This is a genomic window from Enterobacter sp. C6, from assembly GCF_008122455.1.
In the GTDB taxonomy this organism is placed as follows: domain Bacteria; phylum Pseudomonadota; class Gammaproteobacteria; order Enterobacterales; family Enterobacteriaceae; genus Enterobacter; species Enterobacter pseudoroggenkampii.
This window is the reverse complement of the sequence record NZ_QPFW01000205.1, coordinates 1-17,753: the sequence shown is the minus strand read 5'-3', so window position 1 is coordinate 17,753 and position 17,753 is coordinate 1. Positions and strand designations below refer to the sequence as shown.

The window sequence follows — 17,753 nt, the reverse complement described above, 5'->3', positions numbered from 1 at the left end:
TGCATGATGACGACTAAACGCAAAGCCTACGTGCGGCCAATGCCGTCCACCTGGTGGAAAAACCTGCCGTTTTATCGCTTCTATATGCTGCGTGAAGGCACGGCGGTACCGGCGGTCTGGTTCAGCCTAGAGCTGATGTACGGCGTTTTTGCCCTCAAGCACGGTCCGGAAACCTGGGCCAGCTTCGTCGGTTTCCTGCAAAACCCGATCATCGTTGTGCTGAACCTGATCGTGCTCGCGGCCGCGCTGCTTCATACCAAAACGTGGTTTGAACTGGCGCCAAAAGCGGCGAACATCATCGTTAAAGACGAAAAAATGGGGCCAGAGCCGGTGATTAAAGGGCTCTGGGCGGTGACAATTCTGGTCACTGTGGTCATTCTGTTTGTCGCACTGTTCTGGTAAGGAGACACCTGTGATCAATCCAAATCCAAAACGTTCTGACGAGCCGGTCTTCTGGGGCCTGTTTGGCGCAGGCGGCATGTGGAGTGCCATCATCGCCCCCGTCATTATCCTGCTGGTCGGCATTATGCTGCCGCTGGGGCTGTTCCCGGGCGATGCGCTGAGCTACGAGCGCGTACTGGCATTCGCGGGCAGCTTTATCGGCCGCGTGTTCATTTTTCTGATGATCGTCCTGCCACTGTGGTGTGGTCTGCACCGTATTCACCATGCGATGCATGACCTGAAAATCCATGTCCCGAGCGGTAAATGGGTGTTCTACGGTCTGGCGACCATCCTGACCGTGGTGACGCTGATTGCCGTGGTCACCATCTGACGCTTCAGGCCCGCCATCCGGCGGGCCTTTTATTTCTGCATCTTCCCCACCAGCCACTGGGCAAACTCGCGCATTGCGGGCGTTTCTGTCCGTGACTGTAGTCTTGTCAGCCAGTAGCTGCCGAGGTCAATCTGCGTTGCAAACGGCTGCACGATGCGCTCGCTGCTGAGTAAATGGGTAAACATGTCGACAGGCGCAATGGCAATCCCGACGCCTGCCTGGGCCGCTTCCAGCATGGTCACGGACGAGTCAAACACCATCACCCGGTGCGTCGGCGAGGGAGGATGTTCACCCGCTGCCTGCATCCACGCAGCCCACTCGTCGCGTCGGTAGGAGCGCAGCAGGGTAAACTTCAGGATATCTGCCGGGCTTTTCAGGCAAGAGGCAATATCGGGTGTACAGAGCGCAGACAGCGGCGCGGCGCAAAGAAATTCAGCATCGGTTCCATGCCACGCACCGCCACCGTAGCGAATGGTGTAATCAAGTCCTTCAGCCGCCGGATCGACGCGATTGTTATGGGTGGAAAGCTGAAGATCAATATGCGGATAGCAGCGGCGAAAGTCCGCGAGCTCTGAGAATAAAACACCCGTGGCAAAGGTCCCTACCACACCTATTTTGAGCTTCTCCTGAGCGCGCTGGCTGGCAAAGCGATCCAACATTCCGGCGATACGATCGAACGAGTCATTCAGCACCGGCAGCAAATTCTCGCCTTCGGTGGTCAACATCAGCCCGCGCGAAACGCGGACAAACAGCTGGCAATTAAGGTGCTGCTCCAGCGCCTTTACGTGCTGGCTAATCGCGGAATGGGTGACGTTCAGCTCGATAGCGGCATGCGTAAAACTAAGGTGCCTGGCAGCAGCTTCAAACGCCCGCAGGGAATTAAGAGGAAGATAGCTGCGCGTCATAGTCTCGTCCGTTAGAAAAATTAACAGCTAATGCTAAATTTAACCGTTTGTCAGCCATAGTCAAATCCAACAGACTACAGCGGTCTGACGGGCCCGGACACTCCCTTGAACCGCTATTACGGAAGATAACTGATGATGAAAAAATCCCTAAGCTGTGCCCTGCTGCTCAGCGCCTCCTTCTCAGTATTGGCTGCACCGATGTCAGAAAAACAGCTGGCTGAGGTGGTGGAACGTACCGTTACGCCGTTGATGAAAGCGCAGGCCATCCCGGGTATGGCGGTGGCGGTGATTTATCAGGGTCAGCCGCACTACTTTACCTTCGGTAAAGCCGATGTTGCGGCAAACAAACCTGTCACCCCACAAACCTTGTTCGAACTGGGCTCTATAAGTAAAACCTTCACCGGCGTACTGGGTGGCGATGCCATTGCTCGCGGTGAAATATCGCTCGGTGATCCGGTGACAAAGTACTGGCCTGAGCTGACGGGCAAGCAGTGGCAGGGGATTCGCATGCTGGATCTGGCAACCTATACCGCAGGCGGTCTGCCGTTACAGGTACCGGATGAGGTCACGGATAACGCCTCTCTGCTGCGCTTTTATCAAAACTGGCAGCCGCAGTGGAAGCCGGGCGCCACGCGTCTTTATGCTAATACCAGCATTGGTCTTTTTGGCGCGCTGGCGGTCAAACCTTCCGGCATGAGCTATGAGCAGGCCATAACGGCGCGGGTCTTTAAGCCGCTCAAGCTGAACCATACGTGGATTAACGTTCCGAAAGCGGAAGAGGCGCATTACGCCTGGGGATACCGTGACGGTAAAGCGGTCCACGTTTCGCCAGGCATGCTCGACGCGGAAGCCTATGGCGTAAAAACTAACGTGAAGGATATGGCGAGCTGGGTGATGGTGAACATGAAGCCTGACTCCCTTCAGGATACTTCACTCAGGCAAGGCATTGCCCTGGCGCAGTCTCGCTACTGGCGCGTGGGGGCCATGTATCAGGGGTTAGGCTGGGAAATGCTTAACTGGCCGGTCGATGCCAAAACCGTAGTTGAAGGTAGCGACAATAAGGTGGCGCTGGCACCGCTGCCTGCGAGAGAAGTAAATCCTCCGGCACCGCCGGTTAAGGCCTCCTGGGTCCATAAAACAGGCTCTACCGGCGGATTTGGCAGCTACGTGGCCTTTATACCTGAAAAGCAGCTCGGCATTGTGATGCTGGCAAATAAAAGCTATCCGAACCCTGCACGCGTTGATGCGGCATACCGCATCCTCGACGCGCTGCAGTAAAACATTGCCGGGTGGCGGCTTCGCCTTACCCGGCCTACAAAATCCACGGTGTGACGCCGTACAAAAACCACATTTTCCTTGCCGTCATCTACACTTAACAAAAAACAGTAAGGAAACTCCTATGCGCATTTTGCCTGTTATCGCCGCGGTGACAGCCGCGTTTTTAATGGTTGCCTGCAGTTCCCCTACCCCACCGCCTGGCGTTACCGTCGTCACGCCTTTTGATGCACAACGCTTCCTTGGAACATGGTATGAAATCGCGCGCCTCGACCACCGGTTTGAGCAGGGCTTAGAGAAGGTCACTGCGAATTACAGCCCGATGGACGATGGCGGTATTCAGGTGATCAACCGGGGCTATAACCCCGACCGGGAGATGTGGCAACAGTCGATTGGGAAAGCGTACTTCACGGGCGACCCGCGGCGGGCCGCGCTTAAAGTCTCGTTCTTTGGCCCGTTTTATGGCGGCTATAACGTGATCGCGCTCGACAGAGAGTACCGTCACGCGCTGGTCTGCGGGCCGGATCGCGACTATCTGTGGATACTCTCCCGCACGCCAACTATTTCTTCAGATATGAAACAGCAGATGCTGGACGTCGCGACCCGGCAAGGGTTTGATGTGTCAAAACTTATCTGGGTGAAACAACCCCATTAATGGGTGCTGAGCTTCAGCCCAACGATCCCGGCCACAATCAAGGCGAGGCTGGCGATACGCGCCAGACTCGCTGACTCTCCCAGCAGCAAAATGCCGGTGATAGCGGCACCCACCGCGCCAATACCCGTCCAGACGGCATAAGCCGTTCCCACAGGCAGAGAGCGCATCGCCCAGGATAACAGAACGATACTGACTATCATGGCGGTAACGGTAATGACGCTGGGCGTCAGGCGGGTAAATCCGTGGGTGTACTTGAGACCAATCGCCCATACCACTTCGAGCAGGCCAGCAATAAAAAGAATGATCCAGGACATGTCAGGCTCCTTAACTTAATACAAGTTGGGGCCGTCCCCGGTGAAAGAAACGCTTACGGGTCGTCCCGTAAGGCAGAGATTACGCCACCTATTGTGGTTAGCGTGCTATTTTTTTTCAATCATTTTTTGCTGAACACGTTAAGGCAAGAAATAGCCGCAGTATGGCGCGGAGTTCCGGCTTTTAGCACTCATCCGACTTCTCTATGATGATGTGCTTTCTGATGGCAGGAAGCCAAACCACTAGCCGACTGCGAATAAAATATGTTCAAAATTCTTTTGATTGACCGTTGTCACTTCACCCGCACGGGATTTGAAGCATGGCTCAATCATTCCGGTTTGTTCCCGGGACACTACGTTGTGACCGGGCTGAATAATCTGTTTCTTGCCAGAGAACACATTCTGCAATGGAAACCTACGCTGGTTATTGCTGACCTGTACGGCTTCAGGCAGGACATTCACCATTTTCAGCAGCTTTCTTCTCTGCTTAACGCCAGTGAACGCTTACCGTTTATTTTGCTGCAATCGGGAGAGGACAGCGGCATGACAGACTGGCTCGGACAGTTCCCGGTGTGGTCGTCGTTGTTGAAAAACGCCAGTCTCGAAGAAGTGGCAACGGTTATCAACGACGCATTGATCTCGCGCTCATGCGCAGAAAGGCCAGCGGCCGCCGCCCCCTTGCTGACCCGGCAGGAAGAGAAGGTGCTGACATTGTGGATGGACGGCGCGAGCAATCAAAAAATTGCCGCTCACCTGAGTATCAACGGAAAAACGGTCTATACCTATAAACGCAATATCCGCATGAAATTGCATATGGATACGCGTTTTTCTCCGTTTTTATCCCTGCAGGAATCGGAAAGCTGACGGTACGAAACCCGGCTGGTCCCGTACCGTTTATTCATTACTGCTGAGCTTTTGTTGCTGCACCAGAGATTGCGCTACCACCTTCAGAAATATCCTGACCGACGCCACGCGTGGTATTACAGGCCGTTAACACTGAAGAAAGTACCAGGACTGAAAAGATCGCTGCAATTGTCTTCTTAACCATAATATCTTCCTTTTATAGCCAAAGTTGTTTTGTGTATAGCAACTTAAGAATAGACAAGATCCCGCCGGTTGACGGAAAAGGACGCATTTTTAGGAAAATTAGACGAACTTAGCTGGCGGCGTGAGAAATGATATGACCGAGATCCTGGATGTCTTGTCCCATTCCACGCGTGGTGTTACAGCCGGAAAGCAATGCGCAGGAAAGCGCTAACAGAAGCAGAATTTTAACGGTACGTTTCATCATCCCTGCCTGCAAGAATCAGGCGCAGCGGGCGCTGCGCCTTCAATCATACGTAAATTACTTCACGCGGGACACGTATTCGCCGGAGCGGGTATCCACTTTGATCACTTCGCCAGTCTGTACGAACAGTGGCACTTTAACCACGGCGCCGGTAGACAGTTTGGCTGGTTTACCGCCGGTACCTGCGGTATCACCTTTCAGACCTGGATCGGTTTCAACGATTTCCAGTTCTACGAAGTTTGGTGGGGTCACAGCGATAGGCTGGCCGTTCCACAGGGTCACGATGCACTCAGCCTGATCCAGCAGCCATTTAGCGCTGTCACCTACCGCTTTCTCATCAGCAGACAGCTGTTCGAAAGTGGAGTTGTTCATGAAATGATAGAACTCACCGTCGTTGTACAGATAGGTCAGGTTCATATCAACAACATCAGCGCCTTCAGCGGAGTCAGTAGACTTGAAGGTTTTCTCAACACGGGTACCGGTCAGCAGACGGCGCAGCTTAACGCGTGCGAATGCCTGGCCTTTACCTGGTTTAACGAATTCGCTGGCTTCAACCGCGTACGGTTCGCCGTCCATCATGATTTTAAGACCAGCACGAAAATCGTTGCTATAGTACGTTGCCATAAGGCCCTCTAAATTTGTTAACTGGTAGCTAAGCCACAAAATGGCGCATATTGTAACCCTAAACACCCCGTCCAGAGAAGATTGGTTATCGCAACTTGCCGATGTAATCACCAGTCCTGATGAATTGCTGCGTCTTTTAGACCTCGATCAGCACCCAGAGTTGCTTGCAGGCCGCGAGGCAAAGCGCCTATTCGCCCTGCGCGTTCCCCGCGCGTTTGTGGCGCGGATGGAGAAAGGCAATCCCGACGATCCGCTATTAAAACAAACGCTTACTTCGCAGGATGAGTTTGTCACCGCGCCGGGTTATAGCACCGATCCGCTGGAAGAGCAGAACAGCGTGGTGCCCGGTTTACTGCACAAATATCTCAACCGCGCCCTGCTGCTGGTAAAAGGCGGCTGTGCGGTAAATTGTCGTTATTGCTTCCGTCGGCACTTCCCTTATGCCGAAAACCAGGGCAATAAACGCAACTGGCAGGTCGCGCTGGACTATATCGCCGCCCATCCGGAGCTGGATGAGATTATTTTTTCCGGCGGCGACCCGCTGATGGCAAAAGATCATGAGCTGGACTGGCTGCTGACTCAGCTTGAAGCCATCCCGCACATTAAGCGCCTGCGCATTCACAGCCGTTTACCGATTGTTATTCCGGCACGTATCACGGACGGCCTGGTGTCACGCCTGGAGCAGTCCCGATTGCAGGTGCTGCTGGTGAACCATATTAACCACGCGAACGAAATTGACGATGCGTTTCGCGCGGCGATGGCGCGACTGCGTAAAGCGGGCGTGACGCTGCTGAACCAGAGCGTGCTGCTGCGCGGCGTCAATGACAGCGCCCGCGTGCTGGCCGATCTGAGCAATGCCCTGTTTGATGCGGGCGTGATGCCCTATTACCTGCACGTGCTGGATCGCGTTCAGGGCGCGGCCCATTTCATGGTGACGGACGAAGAAGCCCGGCAGATTATGCGCGAACTGTTAACGCTGGTTTCAGGCTATATGGTGCCGAAGCTGGCACGCGAGATTGGCGGAGAGCCGAGCAAGACGCCGCTGGATTTGCAGCTGCGGCAGCACTAGTTTCCCCTCACCCTAACCCTCTCCCACAGGGAGAGGGAAAAAGGCAATCAGTTCGGGCACTTGTAGACCTGGCCGCTCATCTGGCTGGCGGTCGGCACGAAGCTGGACAGCATACTCTGCGTTGGGCTGCTCACGCCGTAAATCACGTTGCCACCCATTGCCGCAGCCTGGTTACGCAGGGCATTCGCCGCACCGCGCATAGAGCCACCTTCTTCGCCATGCTGACCAGACATCCAGTTGCTTTGCTCACCGGTTGCCGTACCTAACAGCTGGCATTCACTGCCAGGCTTATCTTCCACAAAGCGAACGCCCTGGCCCGCTGCCGACAGCTCATTGCTGGAGCTACAACCCGCCAGCAGCAATGCTGCCCCTACAATCCCTGCACAGACTTTTACGCGCATGTTATTCCTCGTTTTCAATAAGCTGGACAGTAGTTGTCCGTGTGTAAATCTTATACCTAAAAGATGACCAAAAGAAAAACCCCCGAGCATTTCTGCCCGGGGGTTTTTCACATTCTACGACGTAGAGCGCACGATTACATCATGCCGCCCATTCCGCCCATGCCGCCCATACCAGCAGCACCTAAGTCAGGTGCATCGCCTTTTGGCAGGTCGGTCACCATGCACTCGGTGGTGATCATCAGACCAGCAACAGAGGCCGCATACTGCAGAGCAGAACGGGTTACTTTAGTTGGGTCCAGGATACCGAAGTCGATCATGTTGCCGTATTCTTCGGTTGCAGCGTTGTAACCGTAGTTACCTTCGCCCGCTTTAACGTTGTTCGCCACAACAGATGGCTCTTCACCGGCGTTGGACACGATCTGACGCAGAGGCGCTTCCATTGCGCGCAGCGCAACTTTGATACCCACGTTCTGATCTTCGTTCTGAGCGGTCAGGCCAGCCAGTTTAGCGGCCACGCGCACCAGCGCAACGCCACCACCCGCAACCACGCCTTCTTCTACCGCAGCACGGGTCGCGTGCAGGGCATCGTCAACGCGTGCTTTTTTCTCTTTCATTTCAACTTCGGTCGCCGCACCGACTTTAATTACCGCAACGCCGCCAGCCAGTTTCGCTACGCGCTCCTGCAGTTTTTCACGGTCGTAATCGGAAGTCGCTTCTTCGATCTGCTTACGGATCTGACCCACGCGGCCCTGAATAGCGGCTTCTTCACCCACGCCATCGATGATGGTGGTGGTGTCTTTGTTGATCACAACGCGTTTCGCCTGGCCCAGGTCTTCCAGGGTCGCTTTTTCCAGCTCCATACCGATCTCTTCAGAGATCACGGTACCGCCGGTCAGAGTAGCGATATCCTGCAGCATCGCTTTACGGCGATCGCCGAAGCCAGGTGCTTTAACAGCAGCCACTTTCACGATGCCGCGCATGGTGTTAACCACCAGAGTTGCCAGCGCTTCGCCTTCAACGTCTTCAGCGATGATAACCAGCGGTTTGCCTGCTTTAGCAACGGCTTCCAGCACTGGCAGCATTTCGCGGATGTTGGAGATTTTCTTGTCAGCCAGCAGGATGAACGGGCTTTCCAGCTCAACAGCGCCAGTCTCTGGCTTGTTGATGAAGTATGGGGACAGGTAACCGCGGTCGAACTGCATACCTTCAACCACGTCCAGTTCGTCTTCCAGACCGGTACCGTCTTCAACGGTGATCACGCCTTCTTTACCGACTTTATCCATCGCTTCTGCGATCAGTTTACCTACGGTTTCGTCGGAGTTAGCGGAGATGGTACCAACTTGAGCAATGGCTTTAGAGTCAGAGCACGGTACGGACAGCGCTTTCAGTTCTTCAACAGCGGAGGCGACAGCTTTGTCGATACCACGTTTCAGATCCATTGGGTTCATGCCCGCAGCAACGGCTTTCAGACCTTCAGTGATGATAGCCTGCGCCAGAACGGTCGCGGTGGTGGTACCGTCGCCTGCAGCGTCGTTCGCTTTAGAGGCAACTTCTTTCACCATCTGCGCGCCCATGTTTTCGAACTTGTCTTCCAGCTCGATTTCACGTGCTACAGAAACACCATCTTTGGTGATGGTTGGCGCGCCGAAGGATTTATCCAGCACTACGTTACGGCCTTTCGGGCCCAGGGTCACTTTAACTGCATCTGCCAGTACGTTTACGCCGCGGAGCATTTTTACACGAGCGTCGTTACCGAATTTTACGTCTTTAGCTGCCATGTTCTTATTTCCTCAAATTCTCGTGCGTAAATTACGCTTCAACAATTGCCAGAATGTCGCTCTCGGACATGATCAACACTTCTTCATTGTCGATCTTCTCGGATTTCACGCCGTAGCCATCGTTGAAAATTACGATGTCACCAACTTTAACGTCCAGCGGCTGCACAGTTCCGTTTTCCAGGATGCGGCCCTTACCGACAGCGATGATTTCGCCACGCGTTGATTTGGCTGCTGCAGAACCGGTCAGAACGATGCCGCCAGCAGACTTGGTTTCAACTTCTTTACGTTTGACGATCACACGATCATGTAACGGACGAATACTCATTGATAGCTCTCCTTTGAGAAAGTCATTATCAGTTATGGATGACGCCGGCCCGCAAGCGGTTTTCCGACTAGTGCCCTGAGAGATGGGGATAGCTTTTTACCCCTTCAAGGGGGAGTTGAAAAAAAAATTTGCGAAAGTGTTACCATCGCCTCTCTTTTGGTACTGGCAGGGCGATGTCAATGAGTGGACTCAAGCAGGAGTTAGGGCTGGCGCAGGGCGTTGGCCTGCTCTCAACCTCCTTGTTAGGTACGGGCGTGTTTGCCGTACCGGCACTGGCGGCGCTGGTCGCGGGAAATAATAGCCTGTGGGCGTGGCCAGCGCTGATTGTACTGGTTTTCCCGATAGCCATTGTGTTTGCCATCCTGGGGAGGCATTTCCCCAGCGCGGGCGGCGTGGCGCACTTTGTCGGTCTGGCCTTTGGGCCGCGGCTGCAGCGTGTCACCGGCTGGCTGTTTCTCTCCGTCATTCCGGTTGGCCTTCCTGCGGCATTGCATATTGCGACCGGCTTTGGTCAGGCGCTGTTTGGCTGGCATAACGAGCAGTTATTGCTGGCCGAGTTGGGCACGCTGGCTATCGTCTGGTGGGTAGGCTCTCGCGGGGCCCGCTCCAGCGCCAACCTGCAGACGCTGGTTGCGGTGCTGATTGTCGCGCTCGTTGCCGCTATCTGGTGGGCGGGCGATATCACAATCAAGGAAATTCCCTTCCCGGCGGTGACAGACGTCGATCATTCACAGCTTTTCGCCGCGCTCTCCGTCATGTTCTGGTGTTTTGTGGGTCTGGAAGCCTTTGCCCATCTTGCCTCTGAATTTAAGCAGCCTGAGCGCGATTTCCCCCGGGCGCTGATGATAGGCCTGCTGCTGGCAGGCACGGTCTACTGGGCGTGTACCGTGCTGGTGTTGCACTTCCACGCGTTCGGCGCGGATCTCGCCGCCGCGGCATCGCTGCCGGGTATCGTGGTTAATCTGTTTGGTGTGAAGGCGCTGTGGATCGCCTGCGTCATCGGCTATCTGGCCTGTTTTGCCAGCCTCAACATTTATATCCAGAGCTTTGCCCGGCTGGTGTGGTCGCAGGCGCTCGACAAACCTGAGAATCGCCTCGCGCGCCTGTCTAAACGCCAGCTTCCGCTGAATGCCCTGAATGCCGTGCTGGGCTGCTGCGTGTTGAGCACGCTGTGTATTTACGCACTGAAGATCAATCTGGACGCGCTGATCGTCTACGCCAACGGCATTTTCATTATGATCTACCTGCTGTGCATGCTGGCGGGATGTCGTTTGCTGCAAGGTCGCTATAAAACACTGGCGGTCATCGGGGGTGGGCTTTGCCTGCTGTTGCTGGCGATGGTGGGATGGAAGAGTCTGTACGCGATTGTCATGCTGGCAGGACTGTGGCTGTTTTTACCGAAGCGCGATGCGCACCAGTAGCGCCCGGTAAGCGAAGCGCCACCGGGCAAATCTATCACCGATCGTCTTTATGGTCTAAACGGTCGTGCTGTTCATCTTTACGCTGATATTCCCCTTCAAAGGTATCGCCTGGCCCGGTGCTGAACCCACCGCCAGGCATACGGTTAAAGCGCAGATGCGGCAGCAGCTTCATGGTCAGGTGCTTTTGCACCGGCGGCAGAAGCAACAGAAGGCCGAGGAAGTCGGTGAAGAACCCCGGCAGGATCAGCAGCAGCCCCGCAATAATCAGCGATACGCTTTTGATCATCTCCGCTGCCGGGCTTTCGCCTGCGGCCATCTTCTCCTGCATTAACAGGAAATTTTTGAAACCCTGATTACGCACCAGCGACATGCCGATGACGGAGGTGAAAATCACCAGAATCAGCGTCAGCAGGACGCCCAGCACATGGGCAACCTGGATGAAAATGGAAATCTCAATGTAAACATAGAGAAAGAAAGCAATAAACGGTATCCAGCGCACTGGCATCTCCTGTGTGGCAAGGGCCGGCGGGCCCCTGTCTGAATGTGTTCGCGACGCGCGTTTGTATGAGATGGTGACGGTTAGCGAAAATTCAATCAGTTTGCACGGATATTTTTTTTGGAAATATTAAAGCGGTGACCCATTTCACAGATTAATAATTATCATGGAATCGGCTCGATAATAAGTGATCCAGCTTACGGCAATTCGCTATCATCAGCATATGATCTCGAACATCTGGCTGATTGAGGGAATAATCGTCGGCCAGAAAATATTCAAAACCACATAAATACTGTGTGTTTAGTACAATCCATCGGCAGCTTGAAAAGAAGGTTCACATGTTAAACAACATTCGTATCGAAGAAGACTTGTTGGGTACCAGGGAAGTTCCAGCGGATGCCTACTACGGTGTTCACACTCTGAGAGCGATTGAAAACTTCTACATCAGCAACAGCAAAATCAGCGACATCCCTGAGTTTGTCCGTGGCATGGTGATGGTGAAGAAAGCCGCAGCCCTGGCCAACAAAGAGCTGCAAACCATTCCTAAAAGCGCGGCAAATGCGATTATCGCAGCCTGCGATGAAGTGCTGAACAACGGCAAATGCATGGACCAGTTCCCGGTTGACGTCTATCAGGGCGGCGCGGGCACCTCCGTCAACATGAATACCAACGAAGTACTGGCAAACATTGGCCTGGAGCTGATGGGTCACCAGAAAGGTGAATACCAGTACCTTAACCCGAACGACCACGTTAACAAATGCCAGTCCACCAACGACGCTTACCCTACCGGCTTCCGTATCGCGGTGTATGCCTCTGTAGTGAAACTGGTGGATGCGATCAACCAACTGGGTGATGGCTTCCAGCGTAAAGCGGTTGAGTTCCAGGACATCCTGAAAATGGGTCGTACCCAGCTGCAGGACGCGGTGCCGATGACCCTCGGCCAGGAATTCCACGCGTTTAACGTGCTGCTTAACGAAGAGACCAAAAACCTGCTGCGCACCTCCGAGCTGCTGCTGGAAGTGAACCTGGGCGCAACCGCCATCGGTACACGTCTGAACACCCCGGATGGCTATCAGCAGCTGGCGGTACAGAAGCTGGCTGAAGTCTCTAACCTGCCGGTTGTGCCTGCAGAAGACCTGATTGAAGCGACCTCCGACTGCGGCGCCTACGTCATGGTACACAGCGCCCTGAAACGTCTGGCAGTGAAACTGTCCAAAATCTGTAACGACCTGCGCCTGCTTTCCTCCGGTCCGCGCGCTGGCCTGAACGAAATCAACCTGCCAGAGCTGCAGGCGGGTTCGTCCATCATGCCGGCCAAGGTGAACCCGGTTGTGCCAGAAGTGGTGAATCAGGTTTGCTTCAAAGTCATCGGTAACGATACAACCGTGACCATGGCCTCTGAAGCGGGTCAGCTGCAGCTGAACGTGATGGAGCCAGTGATTGGCCAGGCGATGTTTGAATCTATCCACATCCTGACCAACGCCTGCTACAACCTGCTGGAAAAATGCATTAACGGCATCACAGCGAATAAAGAAGTCTGTGAGGGTTATGTCTATAACTCCATCGGGATCGTCACCTACCTCAACCCGTTCATCGGTCACCACAACGGTGACATCGTCGGTAAGATTTGTGCCGAAACCGGTAAGAGCGTACGTGAAGTGGTGCTGGAGCGCGGGCTGTTGACCGAAGCGGAGCTGGACGATATCTTCTCGGCCCAGAACCTGATGCACCCGGCATATAAAGCAAAACGATATACCGATGAAAGCGAACAGTAACCGTTCAGGCTAGGCTTCTTAAGGCACGTCACTTGTGACGTGCCTTTTTTCTTTTTAGGCGTTACCGAAATACAACAATTCAATATCAACTTGTTAATAAGCAAGGAAGGTCCTTATGTTTGGAGCAGAACTCGTCATCGTCTTGTTGGCGATTTATTTGGGAGCAAGACTCGGGGGTATCGGCATCGGTTTTGCTGGTGGTCTCGGGGTGCTCGTTCTTACCCTTATCTTTCAGATTAAACCCGGCGCAATCCCGTTTGACGTTATCGAAATCATCATGGCCGTTATTGCCGCTATCGCCGCCATGCAGGTGGCAGGCGGTATGGACTACCTGGTGAGCCTGGCGGAGCGTATGCTGCGCCGCCATCCAAAATACATTACCTTCCTTGCCCCGCTGGTGACCTGGTTTATGACCATTCTCGCCGGTACGGGCCACACCGCCTTCTCCACGCTGCCGGTGATTACCGAAGTGGCGAAAGAGCAGGGTATCCGTCCGTCTCGTCCGCTCTCTATTGCCGTCGTCGCGTCCCAGATTGCGATTACCGCCTCGCCGATTTCCGCTGCGGTGGTCTTCTTCGCCGGTATCCTTGAACCGATGGGCGTGAGCTACCTGACGCTGCTGGCGATCTGTATCCCGGTGACGCTGATTGCAGTGATGATTACTGCCGTGCTGTGTAACTTCCTCGGCGCTGAACTGAAAGACGATCCGGTTTATCAGGAGCGTCTGGCAAAAGGTGAAGTGAGCCTGCGCGGCAGCCAGGTCTTCGAGCTGAAGCCACATGCGAAGCGCTCCGTGCTGCTGTTCCTGATTGGGATTGTCGCCGTCATGTTCTATGCGACCGCCATCAGCGATACCGTGGGCCTGATCCAGAACCCGGTCCTGCCGCGTAACGAAGCGATTGTGGTGTTTATGCTGACCATCGCGACGCTGATTAGCATCACCTGTAAAATCGACACCAGCGAAGTGCTGAACGCCAGCACCTTCAAATCCGGTATGAGCGCCTGCGTGTGCGTGCTGGGTGTGGCGTGGCTCGGTGATACCTTCGTGAAAGCGCACATCAGCGACATTCAGACCGTAGCAGGCGACCTGCTGCACAACTATCCGTGGCTGCTGGCGGTAGTGCTGTTCTTTGCCGCTACCCTGCTTTACTCCCAGGCGGCGACTACCAAAGCGCTGATGCCTGCGGCACTGATGCTGGGCGTTACCCCGCTGACGGCGATTGCCTCTTTCGCGGCGGTTTCTGCCCTGTTCGTTCTGCCAACCTACCCAACCCTGCTGGCTGCGGTGGAGATGGACGACACCGGCTCAACCCGTATCGGTAAGTATGTGTTTAACCACGCGTTCCTGATCCCGGGAGTGGTCGCCATTTCACTTTGCGTGATCCTCGGCTTTATCATTGGCGGCGTGGTGCTGTAAACGGTGAGTGGTTGTAAAAATAGTTAAAATCGGGCCGCTCTGCGGCCCGTTTCATTAATGACCAATCGCCTTGCGTGATATAGTGAAGACTTTCGTGATGAGGAGGTCGACTTGTGAACACGCCTGATGCTGTTGTCGTACTGTGTACCGCCCCTGATGAAGCCTCTGCCCAGGATCTCGCCGCCAAAGTGCTGGCCGAAAAGCTGGCTGCCTGCGTGACGCTCCTCCCTGGTGCCACCTCCCTTTATTACTGGGAAGGCAAGCTGGAGCAAGAGTACGAAGTTCAGATGTTGCTCAAAACTAATCTGGCGAATCAGCAGGCTCTCCTGGACTGCCTCAAATCTCATCATCCTTACCAAACCCCGGAGCTGCTGGTCCTGCCAGTAGTTCATGGCGATAACGACTATCTCTCATGGCTCAACGCTTCCTTACGCTGATCCTGCTGCTGTGCAGCACGTCAGCTTTTGCCGGGTTGTTTGACGCGCCCGGCCGTTCGAACTTCATCCCTGCCGACCAGGCTTTCGTTTTCGATTTTCAGCAAAACCAGCATGACCTTACGCTCAACTGGCAGGTGAAAGAGGGTTATTACCTCTATCGCAAGCAGGTAAGCATTACGCCTGCTCAGGCCAGCGTGGGCGCTTTACAGATGCCCTCTGGCGAGTGGCATGAGGACGAGTTCTACGGCAAGAGTGAAATCTACCGCCAGCGCCTGAGCGTGCCTGTTACGGTGAATCAGGCGGATAAAGGTGCGACCCTGACGGTGACCTATCAGGGGTGCGCGGACGCGGGATTCTGCTATCCGCCTGAAACGAAGGTCGTTCCGCTCAGCGAAGTTAAGGCTGCCGCCGCTTTCTCCCCTCTCCCCTCTGGGGAGAGCGGTAAAAGTGAAGCCGCGTCAGACCTTCCGTTCTCCGCGCTGTGGGCCTTGCTGATCGGTATCGGCATTGCCTTTACGCCGTGCGTGCTGCCGATGTATCCGCTCATCTCTGGCATCGTGCTGGGCGGTAAGCAACGGCTTTCCACCGCCCGCGCCCTGCTGTTGGCCTTTATTTATGTCCAGGGCATGGCGTTGACCTACACAGCCCTTGGCCTTGTGGTTGCCGCTGCCGGGTTACAGTTCCAGGCCGCACTGCAGCATCCTTACGTCCTTATTGGCTTGTCGGTGGTGTTTATCCTGCTGGCTCTGTCGATGTTCGGCCTGTTTACCCTGCAGTTACCGTCGTCTCTGCAAACTCGCTTAACGCTAATGAGTAATCGCCAGCAGGGTGGCTCGGCGGGTGGGGTATTCGCGATGGGAGCCATCGCTGGTTTAATTTGTTCCCCTTGCACCACCGCACCGCTGAGCGCCATCCTGCTCTATATTGCCCAGAGCGGCAATCTGTGGCTTGGCGGCGGTACGCTGTACCTTTACGCGCTGGGCATGGGCCTGCCGCTGATTCTGGTCACGGTTTTCGGCAATCGACTTCTGCCGAAGAGCGGCCCGTGGATGGAGACGGTGAAAACCGCGTTTGGCTTTGTGATTCTGGCGCTGCCGGTGTTCCTCCTCGAGCGTATTATCGGCGACGTCTGGGGTTTGCGTCTGTGGGCGATGCTCGGCGTAGCATTCTTCTCCTGGGCGTTTATCGTCAGTCTGGGGGCGAAAAAAGCGTGGATGCGCCTGGTGCAAATCCTCCTGCTCGCCGCCGCGCTGGTGAGCGTGCGTCCTCTTCAGGACTGGGCGTTCGGCTCGCCGGTAGGCCAGACGCAGGCGCATCTGAACTTCATCCAGATTAAGAACGTTGATGAGCTCAACAGTGCGCTCGCACAGGCAAAAGGCAAACCGGTGATGCTCGATCTCTATGCCGACTGGTGCGTTGCCTGCAAAGAGTTTGAGAAATATACCTTTAGCGATCCGCAGGTGCAAAGCGCCCTGAAAGAGACCGTTTTGCTTCAGGCGAACGTGACCGCCAATAATGCGCAGGATAAGGCTCTGCTGAAGCAGCTTAACGTGCTCGGGCTGCCAACCATTCTGTTCTTCAATCAGCAGGGCCAGGAGCAGCCAGAACAGCGTGTAACCGGGTTTATGGATGCAGCGGCATTTAACGCGCATTTGCGCAATCGCCAACCGTAAACAACACTTTAAACGGGACAAACCGTTGGGAATAGCGGAGGAGATAACCGTGCAACGTGAAGACGTACTGGGACAAGCCCTGCAATTACTTGAGATTCAAGGGATCGCCAGCACCACGCTTGAGATGGTAGCCGACCGTATCGATTACCCCTTGGATGATCTTAAGCGCTTCTGGCCGGATAAAGAGGCGCTTGTTTATGATGCCCTGCGCTATCTCAGCCAGCAGGTTGATGTCTGGCGCAGGCAGCTGATGCTGAATGAAGAACTGACTGCGGAACAAAAGCTGCTGGCGCGCTATACCGCCCTGACGGAATGTGTCAGCAACAACCGATACCCAGGTTGTCTGTTCATCGCCGCCTGCACTTATTTTCCCGACCCAGGCCATCCTGTCCATCAGCTGGCGGATCAGCAAAAACGGGCGGCACATGACTTCACCCACGAGCTGCTGACCACGCTGGAAGTGGATGACCCGGCAATGGTGGCGAAACAGATGGAGCTGGTGCTGGAGGGCTGCCTGAGCCGCATGCTGGTGAACCGTAGCCAGGCCGACGTGGATACGGCGCACCGGCTGGCGGAAGATATTCTGCGCTTTGCTCAGTGCCGTATGGGCGGGGCATTGACGTAAGCGAACCTGTTAAATTCGACGTATTCGGCGCGTAAACCGCCAGATTGCCGCAAACTTAAGCAGTTGAACAGTTTTTCCCGAAATAATGTTGACGCTAGAGCGTGATTGCGGTTTAATGCGCTCCGTTGCCCGGATAGCTCAGTCGGTAGAGCAGGGGATTGAAAATCCCCGTGTCCTTGGTTCGATTCCGAGTCCGGGCACCACTATTTAAAGAACCCAGCCTATGGCTGGGTTTTTGCTTTTCTGCGTTTATCAAAACCTTCCCTGTTTTTATATTCCTGTATCTCTTTCCAGTAAGATCGTGCGGTCTGGTCTGCCCGGTGGCGCTGCGCTTACCGGGCCTACGGATTTTGCAGGCAGGATAAGGCGAAGCCGCCATCCGCCATGATTTCTGACGCACAAAGCAAAAAACCCCGCACCTTCCGGTACGGGGTTCTTCTAATTGATGCCTGGCAGTTCCCTACTCTCACATGGGGAGACCCCACACTACCATCGGCGCTACGGCG

Annotated in this window: 21 protein-coding genes and 1 tRNA gene; 13 read left to right on the top strand and 9 right to left on the bottom strand. The window is 54.8% G+C overall.

Going from position 1 to position 17,753, the window contains the following annotated elements:
• The first annotated feature begins 6 nt into the window (after positions 1-6).
• The gene (frdC, locus tag DOU50_RS09535; protein WP_090419405.1) at positions 7-402 is read left to right on the top strand and encodes a fumarate reductase subunit FrdC; all 396 of its coding nucleotides are present in this window, start codon (positions 7-9) and stop codon (positions 400-402) included.
• Positions 403-412: 10 nt separating this feature from the next.
• A complete protein-coding gene (gene frdD / locus DOU50_RS09530) occupies positions 413-772 on the top strand; it encodes a fumarate reductase subunit FrdD (RefSeq protein ID WP_013095272.1) in 360 nt (119 codons plus the stop codon).
• Between the two features lie 29 nt (positions 773-801).
• Here frdD and ampR read toward each other — a convergent pair whose 3' ends face one another.
• The gene (gene ampR / locus DOU50_RS09525; RefSeq protein WP_024907348.1) at positions 802-1,677 is read right to left on the bottom strand and encodes a LysR family transcriptional regulator AmpR; all 876 of its coding nucleotides are present in this window, start codon (positions 1,675-1,677) and stop codon (positions 802-804) included.
• Positions 1,678-1,809: 132 nt separating this feature from the next.
• Between ampR and blaACT the strand changes: the two genes are divergently transcribed.
• On the top strand, positions 1,810-2,955 hold the full coding sequence (blaACT, locus tag DOU50_RS09520) for an ACT family cephalosporin-hydrolyzing class C beta-lactamase (protein WP_148769258.1): 1,146 nt from the start codon (positions 1,810-1,812) through the stop codon (positions 2,953-2,955).
• 121 nt (positions 2,956-3,076) lie between these two features.
• Positions 3,077-3,607, top strand: a complete 531-nt coding sequence (locus DOU50_RS09515; RefSeq protein WP_148769257.1) for a lipocalin family protein — start codon at positions 3,077-3,079, stop codon at positions 3,605-3,607.
• Here the strand turns inward: DOU50_RS09515 and sugE are convergent.
• Positions 3,604-3,921, bottom strand: a complete 318-nt coding sequence (gene sugE, locus DOU50_RS09510) for a quaternary ammonium compound efflux SMR transporter SugE (protein WP_008502938.1) — start codon at positions 3,919-3,921, stop codon at positions 3,604-3,606. The genes DOU50_RS09515 and sugE overlap by 4 nt on opposite strands.
• Before the next feature lie 261 nt (positions 3,922-4,182).
• On the opposite strand from sugE, the gene DOU50_RS09505 reads away from it, so the two are divergent.
• A complete protein-coding gene (locus tag DOU50_RS09505) occupies positions 4,183-4,782 on the top strand; it encodes a helix-turn-helix transcriptional regulator (RefSeq protein ID WP_024907351.1) in 600 nt (199 codons plus the stop codon).
• Positions 4,783-4,819: 37 nt separating this feature from the next.
• Here the strand turns inward: DOU50_RS09505 and ecnB are convergent, their stop codons facing one another.
• The 3 genes from ecnB to efp all read right to left on the bottom strand — a co-directional run bounded on the left by ecnB (position 4,820) and on the right by efp (position 5,830).
• Positions 4,820-4,966, bottom strand: coding sequence for a lipoprotein toxin entericidin B (ecnB, locus tag DOU50_RS09500; RefSeq protein ID WP_003025482.1), 147 nt, complete (start codon positions 4,964-4,966; stop codon positions 4,820-4,822).
• 108 nt (positions 4,967-5,074) lie between these two features.
• Positions 5,075-5,206, bottom strand: a complete 132-nt coding sequence (locus tag DOU50_RS09495; RefSeq protein ID WP_048990206.1) for an entericidin A/B family lipoprotein — start codon at positions 5,204-5,206, stop codon at positions 5,075-5,077.
• A 57-nt stretch (positions 5,207-5,263) separates the two neighbouring features.
• Positions 5,264-5,830, bottom strand: a complete 567-nt coding sequence (gene efp / locus DOU50_RS09490; RefSeq protein WP_010427766.1) for an elongation factor P — start codon at positions 5,828-5,830, stop codon at positions 5,264-5,266.
• A 40-nt stretch (positions 5,831-5,870) separates the two neighbouring features.
• Here efp and epmB point away from each other — a divergent pair, with 40 nt between their 5' ends.
• The gene (gene epmB / locus DOU50_RS09485) at positions 5,871-6,899 is read left to right on the top strand and encodes an EF-P beta-lysylation protein EpmB (RefSeq protein WP_049123429.1); all 1,029 of its coding nucleotides are present in this window, start codon (positions 5,871-5,873) and stop codon (positions 6,897-6,899) included.
• A 47-nt stretch (positions 6,900-6,946) separates the two neighbouring features.
• On the opposite strand, the gene DOU50_RS09480 is transcribed toward epmB, so the two are convergent.
• The 3 genes from DOU50_RS09480 to DOU50_RS09470 form a co-directional block, all read right to left on the bottom strand.
• A complete protein-coding gene (locus DOU50_RS09480; protein ID WP_024907354.1) occupies positions 6,947-7,300 on the bottom strand; it encodes a DUF4156 domain-containing protein in 354 nt (117 codons plus the stop codon).
• Between the two features lie 134 nt (positions 7,301-7,434).
• Positions 7,435-9,078 carry a chaperonin GroEL gene (gene groL, locus DOU50_RS09475; RefSeq protein ID WP_023310114.1) on the bottom strand — a complete coding sequence of 548 codons (1,644 nt, stop codon included), beginning with the start codon at positions 9,076-9,078 and terminating at the stop codon, positions 7,435-7,437.
• 31 nt (positions 9,079-9,109) lie between these two features.
• On the bottom strand, positions 9,110-9,403 hold the full coding sequence (locus DOU50_RS09470; protein ID WP_003855929.1) for a co-chaperone GroES: 294 nt from the start codon (positions 9,401-9,403) through the stop codon (positions 9,110-9,112).
• A 179-nt stretch (positions 9,404-9,582) separates the two neighbouring features.
• Between DOU50_RS09470 and yjeH the strand changes: the two genes are divergently transcribed.
• Positions 9,583-10,824: an L-methionine/branched-chain amino acid transporter gene (gene yjeH, locus DOU50_RS09465; protein ID WP_024907355.1), complete on the top strand. Its 1,242-nt coding sequence runs from the start codon at positions 9,583-9,585 to the stop codon at positions 10,822-10,824.
• Between the two features lie 34 nt (positions 10,825-10,858).
• Here the strand turns inward: yjeH and DOU50_RS09460 are convergent, their stop codons facing one another.
• A complete protein-coding gene (locus DOU50_RS09460) occupies positions 10,859-11,323 on the bottom strand; it encodes an FxsA family protein (RefSeq protein ID WP_024907356.1) in 465 nt (154 codons plus the stop codon).
• Positions 11,324-11,658: 335 nt separating this feature from the next.
• Here DOU50_RS09460 and aspA point away from each other — a divergent pair, with 335 nt between their 5' ends.
• The 6 genes from aspA to DOU50_RS09430 all read left to right on the top strand — a co-directional run bounded on the left by aspA (position 11,659) and on the right by DOU50_RS09430 (position 17,450).
• On the top strand, positions 11,659-13,095 hold the full coding sequence (aspA, locus tag DOU50_RS09455; protein ID WP_003855923.1) for an aspartate ammonia-lyase: 1,437 nt from the start codon (positions 11,659-11,661) through the stop codon (positions 13,093-13,095).
• A gap of 115 nt (positions 13,096-13,210) precedes the next feature.
• The gene (locus DOU50_RS09450) at positions 13,211-14,512 is read left to right on the top strand and encodes an anaerobic C4-dicarboxylate transporter (RefSeq protein WP_024907357.1); all 1,302 of its coding nucleotides are present in this window, start codon (positions 13,211-13,213) and stop codon (positions 14,510-14,512) included.
• Positions 14,513-14,625: 113 nt separating this feature from the next.
• Complete coding sequence (cutA, locus tag DOU50_RS09445) at positions 14,626-14,949, top strand: divalent cation tolerance protein CutA (protein ID WP_014168278.1); 324 nt, start codon at positions 14,626-14,628, stop codon at positions 14,947-14,949.
• Entirely contained in the window at positions 14,925-16,622 is a 1,698-nt protein-coding gene (locus DOU50_RS09440) for a protein-disulfide reductase DsbD (RefSeq protein WP_148769256.1), read from the top strand. The genes cutA and DOU50_RS09440 overlap by 25 nt, the downstream gene beginning before the upstream one ends.
• A 49-nt stretch (positions 16,623-16,671) precedes the next feature.
• The gene (locus tag DOU50_RS09435) at positions 16,672-17,247 is read left to right on the top strand and encodes a transcriptional regulator (RefSeq protein WP_032651314.1); all 576 of its coding nucleotides are present in this window, start codon (positions 16,672-16,674) and stop codon (positions 17,245-17,247) included.
• A gap of 127 nt (positions 17,248-17,374) precedes the next feature.
• A tRNA-Phe gene (locus DOU50_RS09430) sits at positions 17,375-17,450 on the top strand.
• Positions 17,451-17,753 lie beyond the last annotated feature (303 nt).

Excerpts from the sequence above, each read along its gene's own strand:
- efp (WP_010427766.1), bottom strand. The coding sequence starts at position 5,830 with ATGGCAACGTACTATAGCAACGATTTTCGTGCTGGTCTTAAAATCATG.
- aspA (WP_003855923.1), top strand. The coding sequence starts at position 11,659 with ATGTTAAACAACATTCGTATCGAAGAAGACTTGTTGGGTACCAGGGAA.
- yjeH (WP_024907355.1), top strand. The coding sequence starts at position 9,583 with ATGAGTGGACTCAAGCAGGAGTTAGGGCTGGCGCAGGGCGTTGGCCTG.
- sugE (WP_008502938.1), bottom strand. The coding sequence starts at position 3,921 with ATGTCCTGGATCATTCTTTTTATTGCTGGCCTGCTCGAAGTGGTATGG.
- groL (WP_023310114.1), bottom strand. The coding sequence starts at position 9,078 with ATGGCAGCTAAAGACGTAAAATTCGGTAACGACGCTCGTGTAAAAATG.
- epmB (WP_049123429.1), top strand. The coding sequence starts at position 5,871 with ATGGCGCATATTGTAACCCTAAACACCCCGTCCAGAGAAGATTGGTTA.
- blaACT (WP_148769258.1), top strand. The coding sequence starts at position 1,810 with ATGATGAAAAAATCCCTAAGCTGTGCCCTGCTGCTCAGCGCCTCCTTC.
- DOU50_RS09495 (WP_048990206.1), bottom strand. The coding sequence starts at position 5,206 with ATGAAACGTACCGTTAAAATTCTGCTTCTGTTAGCGCTTTCCTGCGCA.
- DOU50_RS09440 (WP_148769256.1), top strand. The coding sequence starts at position 14,925 with ATGGCTCAACGCTTCCTTACGCTGATCCTGCTGCTGTGCAGCACGTCA.
- ampR (WP_024907348.1), bottom strand. The coding sequence starts at position 1,677 with ATGACGCGCAGCTATCTTCCTCTTAATTCCCTGCGGGCGTTTGAAGCT.
- DOU50_RS09450 (WP_024907357.1), top strand. The coding sequence starts at position 13,211 with ATGTTTGGAGCAGAACTCGTCATCGTCTTGTTGGCGATTTATTTGGGA.
- DOU50_RS09505 (WP_024907351.1), top strand. The coding sequence starts at position 4,183 with ATGTTCAAAATTCTTTTGATTGACCGTTGTCACTTCACCCGCACGGGA.
- DOU50_RS09470 (WP_003855929.1), bottom strand. The coding sequence starts at position 9,403 with ATGAGTATTCGTCCGTTACATGATCGTGTGATCGTCAAACGTAAAGAA.
- DOU50_RS09515 (WP_148769257.1), top strand. The coding sequence starts at position 3,077 with ATGCGCATTTTGCCTGTTATCGCCGCGGTGACAGCCGCGTTTTTAATG.
- DOU50_RS09480 (WP_024907354.1), bottom strand. The coding sequence starts at position 7,300 with ATGCGCGTAAAAGTCTGTGCAGGGATTGTAGGGGCAGCATTGCTGCTG.
- ecnB (WP_003025482.1), bottom strand. The coding sequence starts at position 4,966 with ATGGTTAAGAAGACAATTGCAGCGATCTTTTCAGTCCTGGTACTTTCT.
- frdC (WP_090419405.1), top strand. The coding sequence starts at position 7 with ATGACGACTAAACGCAAAGCCTACGTGCGGCCAATGCCGTCCACCTGG.